General features: G+C 66.6%; 5 protein-coding genes and 1 pseudogene. 4 read left to right on the top strand and 2 right to left on the bottom strand.

Features of this window, described 5'->3' with window-relative positions; translation table 11 throughout:
• From ACMO6A_RS03455 to ACMO6A_RS03440, 4 genes and pseudogenes are all read left to right on the top strand, one after another.
• Positions 1–366 (top strand): annotated as a pseudogene (locus tag ACMO6A_RS03455) (2-iminoacetate synthase ThiH); the annotation flags it as partial.
• Positions 353–988, top strand: coding sequence for a thiamine phosphate synthase (locus tag ACMO6A_RS03450; protein WP_009608585.1), 636 nt, complete (start codon positions 353–355; stop codon positions 986–988). The pseudogene ACMO6A_RS03455 and the gene ACMO6A_RS03450, both read left to right, overlap by 14 nt.
• A 53-nt stretch (positions 989–1,041) precedes the next feature.
• Positions 1,042–2,241 (top strand): GAF domain-containing sensor histidine kinase, encoded by a 1,200-nt coding sequence (locus ACMO6A_RS03445; RefSeq protein WP_009307162.1) that lies wholly within the window; start codon positions 1,042–1,044, stop codon positions 2,239–2,241.
• Positions 2,238–2,882, top strand: coding sequence for a response regulator transcription factor (locus ACMO6A_RS03440; RefSeq protein WP_009307161.1), 645 nt, complete (start codon positions 2,238–2,240; stop codon positions 2,880–2,882). Before ACMO6A_RS03445 ends, ACMO6A_RS03440 begins: the two co-directional genes overlap by 4 nt.
• Before the next feature lie 78 nt (positions 2,883–2,960).
• On the opposite strand, the gene ACMO6A_RS03435 is transcribed toward ACMO6A_RS03440, so the two are convergent.
• Together ACMO6A_RS03435 and ACMO6A_RS03430 are read right to left on the bottom strand one after the other, a co-directional pair.
• Complete coding sequence (locus ACMO6A_RS03435) at positions 2,961–3,857, bottom strand: 4Fe-4S binding protein (RefSeq protein WP_009307160.1); 897 nt, start codon at positions 3,855–3,857, stop codon at positions 2,961–2,963.
• The coding region (locus tag ACMO6A_RS03430) for a chaperone NapD (protein ID WP_418470788.1) at positions 3,854–4,152 on the bottom strand (299 nt) is incomplete at its 5' end. The genes ACMO6A_RS03435 and ACMO6A_RS03430, both read right to left, overlap by 4 nt.

Here is a 4,152-nt window from a genome sequence, read left to right as displayed (position 1 = left end):
CCGCACGCCGAGCTGTCGCTGTCGTGCCCCCGCCTGCGCCCCATCGCCGGGAACGGGTCGCTGGGGCCGCGCGGCGTGGGCGAGCGCCAGCTGCTGCAGGTGATGTGCGCCTACCGGCTGCTGCTGCCGCAGGCGGGCATCACCATCTCGTCGCGCGAGCGCGCGGGCTTCCGCGACCAGGTCATGGGCATCGCCGCCACGAAGATATCCGCCGGCGTGTCCACGGGCGTCGGCGAGCATGCGGACGGATCGACTGCGGGCGACGACCAGTTCGAGATCGCCGACGGCCGCGACGTGGCGCAGGTGCGCGCCGCGCTGCGCGGCGTCGGCCTCGAGCCGGTGATGAACGACTATGTTCGCCTGTGAGCCCTCGGCGGCGGACCCGACGTTTCGGCGCGTGTTCGTCACCGACCGCCTCCGCTGCGCTCTCCCGTTGCCGCAGCAGACGGCGTTCCTCGCGGAGTCGGGCGCCATCGACGCGGTCATCCTGCGCGAGAAGGACCTCGACGATGCCGCCTACGAGCTCCTCGCAGCGGAGATGGCCGCCGTCTGCGCGCGCTGTGGCATCGCCTTCGTCGCGCACGCGCACGTGGAGGCGGCGCGCCGCCTCGGTTGCGCCGCCGTGCACCTGCCGCTGCCGCTGTTGCGCGCGCAGGGCCGTCCCGACGGGTTCGCGTGGGTGGGCACGAACGTCCACGAGGCCGACGAGGTGGCCGAGGCCGAGGTTCTGGGAGCCGACGTTCTCGTCGCGAGCCCCGTGTTCGCGCCTTCGTGCAAGCCGGCGTCCACGGCGCGAGGGTTGCCCTTCCTGCGCGCTGTGCTGGATCGCGCGCATGCGCCCGTGTTCGCGCTCGGCGGCATCACCGACGAGAACGAGCGTCTGATCAGGGAAGCAGGGGCCGCGGGAGCGTGCCGCATGGCGGATTACGCGCGTCGTCGAGGCGTTCGGCAAGCCGCCCCGTGCAAATACGAGCGAAGTAGGGGATAATAGACCGTCGACGAGCGAACGAGCGGATCGGCAACGGGAACGGGGGAGACGCGGTGGGAGCGTCCAATTTCAGCGAGCGAGAGCTGGCGGGCGCGTGCGAGAAGTACGCGCGTGCGGTGAACGACATCAAAGATCGGTACGGGTTCGATTTCGTGTCTATCGGGTTGACGGCGTTCATCGGCGCGCCGCTCAAGTGGATATACAGCGCAGGCGCTACCGGCGAGCGCCATCGCCGCATCGTGCTGGCACCGGGGCACGGCATCGGCGGCATCACCATCAAGGCGGGCAAGCCCATGATGTTCACGAACATCGACGAGGAGATCGACCCGCGCGAGTACTCGTCGTACCCTATCGTGTTCGCCGAGGATCTGCATAGCTTCTGCGCGTTGCCGCTCACGCGCGACGGGCGCGTGGTCGCCGTGCTGCTGTGCGCGTTCCGCACGGTGAGCGATCGGCACGAAGCGGCGTACCGCCAGGTCATCGACGATCTGGACGGCACCTTGTGCGATTTGGACGTCGTTTCCGACGACTTCATGGATTTCGAAAGAATCGCGGTGGAGAAACGCGCCGACGATCAGAAGAACCCTATCTTCATCCGCTCGGAGCTTGCGCGCGTCATCGCCGCTCAGGAGGACGAGCGCAAGCGCATCTCGCGCGAGCTGCACGACGGCATAGCGCAGGAGCTGCTGACGCTGTCGTTCGTGTTCAAGCGCCTTGTCGCGCATGTTGACGAAGAGGGCTACGAGCTGCTGGCGGAAGCGAACAACGATCTTGCCAACGTGCTTGACGAGCTGCACAACCTGTCGGTGCAGCTGCGACCTTCGGCTCTCGACCATCTTGGTTTCGTTGCGGCTCTGCGCTCGCAGGCTGCCGTGTTCGAGCGCACGTACGGCAACGAGATCGTGTTCGAGGGCAGCCTGTCGTGCGATCGCTTCGATCAGGCTCTCGAGACGCAGGCGTACCGCATCTGCCAGGAGGCCATCCTGAACGCCTGCAAGTACTCGGGTTCCGAGAAGGTGATCGTCCGGCTCGAGGATTCGGCCGGATGGCTGCATGTGAGCGTGATCGACCACGGATGCGGCTTCGACACCGAGCAGCCGGAGATCAAGGGGAGCGGCTGCGGTCTCGTAGGCATGCAGGAGCGCGCGAGCGTCATCGGCGCCCGGCTCGCGATGGAATCCGACGAGCATGGCACGAAGATGACGCTGGTTGCGCCGATGCACGTGGCGGAAGGCAAGGAGGCGGGCGCATGATCAGAGTAATGCTGGCGGACGACCACGAAGTGGTACGCGTGGGTTTCAGGATGATACTCGAGCAGGACCCCGACGTGCGGGTGGTGGCCGAGGCAGCCGACGGCGCGCAGGCTTACGCCATCGTGGCGCGCGAGAAACCGGACATCCTGCTCATGGACATCTCCATGCCCCCGGGGCAGAGCGGGCTGGTGGCCTGCGAGAAGATCGCGAAGGACTTCCCCGGCACGAAGGTGGTCATCCTCACGATGTTCGCCGAACCGGAGTACCTCTTCTACACGCTACGCGGGGGAGCGGCGGGCTACGTACTGAAGAACTCGACGTCAGAAGAGCTGATCGCCGCCGTTCATGCGGTGGCCGAGGGCGGCAGCTACATCCATCCGAAGATGACGGCCATGCTCACCAAGCAGCTTGTGGCCGGAGGAGAGGAAGAGGATCGCTCCTACCAGCAGCTCTCGAACCGCGAGCTGGAGATCCTCCAGCTTCTGGCCAAGGGCTTCACGAACAAGGAGATATCCGAGCAGATATTCCTCTCGGTCAAGACGGTGGAGGCCCACCGTTCGAAGATATACCAGAAGCTGGGCCTGAAGACCCGCGCCGATTTGGTGGACTACGCCCTCAGGCACAAGCTGCTGAACGTGTAAAGGGGAAGGCGGCGCGCGCGAAAGGTGCGGCCTCTGGTGCATCGCGAAGCCGCGCGATGCACCAGAGGCCGCACCGGGTCATTCCTCGCCGTTCGGGGCGGCCGGCTTGGAGGCGCGTCCCAGGGTGAACGACAGGGCGCGCGTGGGGCAGGCGTCGATGCACGAACCGCAGGCCATGCAGTCGCCGGCCCGCACGATCGCGTCGCATCCGTCGAGCGCTGGCTCGAGGATCGCGGGATCGGACAGGCATGCATGCTTGCACGCGTCGCAGTGAATGCAGGCTGCGGGATCGATCTTCACGTTTACCTGGCCGAATCGGCCAAGCGCCTCGTAGAAGCCGCCCAGCGGGCACAGCGAGCGGCACCACACGCGATAGCCCCAGAACAGTTCCGTCAGCACGATGGCCAGCAGCACCCAAACGCCTGTCACGGCACCGAAGAGGATGCCCTTGTTGACGGCGCTTATGGGCGAGAATGCCTCGAACACCGGCACACCGGTCAGCGCTGACAGGCCCAGCACGGCAAGGGCGATCCACAGCTTCGCATGGCGCGGCACCGGCATCTCGCGCACGTCGATGCGCAGCTTGCGGCGAGCGAAGTCCACGATCTCGAGGAGCAGGTTCACCGGGCACACCCATCCGCAGAACGCCCGGCCTCGGATCAGCCCGTACACGATGAGCACCGGCAGCGCGGCCAGCAGCCAATCGAGCTCGAACGTTTTGGAGGCGGCGATGACCTGCAGAGCGCCGAAGGGGTCGAGGATGTCGAGACCCCCGATGGACGAGGAGGACAGGCTGCCGAAGAAGGGAAGCTGGGCGGGGGTCGCCGCGGCGTCGTCGCCGCCGACGGACGTTCCGAACAGGCTCCATCCGGCCGCAAGCACCGGGGCGGCGAACAGCACGAGAGCCGCCGCCTGCACGGCATGGCGCAGCCAGGACCAGCGAAACGCGCGCCGCGTGTCCGAAGCTTCGCTCATCGCGTACCGGCCTCGGCCAGCGTGGGATCGTCCTCGAAGTTAGCGTACACGAGGTTGATGCCGGTCACGCCTTCGATGCCGATGAAGCCGCTCGCGATGTCGTGCGAGTCGTCCACGGTGTCGGCCTCGATGGTGACGACGATCTTGTGCCCGTTCGTCTCGTGCACCTCGACGCCTTCGCGCTGCGCCAGCTCCCGGGCCACGTCGTCGGTGCGATCGGGCATCGTTTCCACGACCAAACTCGAAATAACCATGATGGGTTCCTCACGTTCGTTCTTCTTATCCTCCGAGGGGC

Source organism: Eggerthella sp., from assembly GCF_048329335.1.
In the GTDB taxonomy this organism is placed as follows: Bacteria; Actinomycetota; Coriobacteriia; order Coriobacteriales; family Eggerthellaceae; genus Eggerthella; species Eggerthella lenta.
The sequence above is the reverse complement of the archived record's forward strand: the minus strand, read 5'-3'. Positions and strand labels throughout refer to the sequence as shown.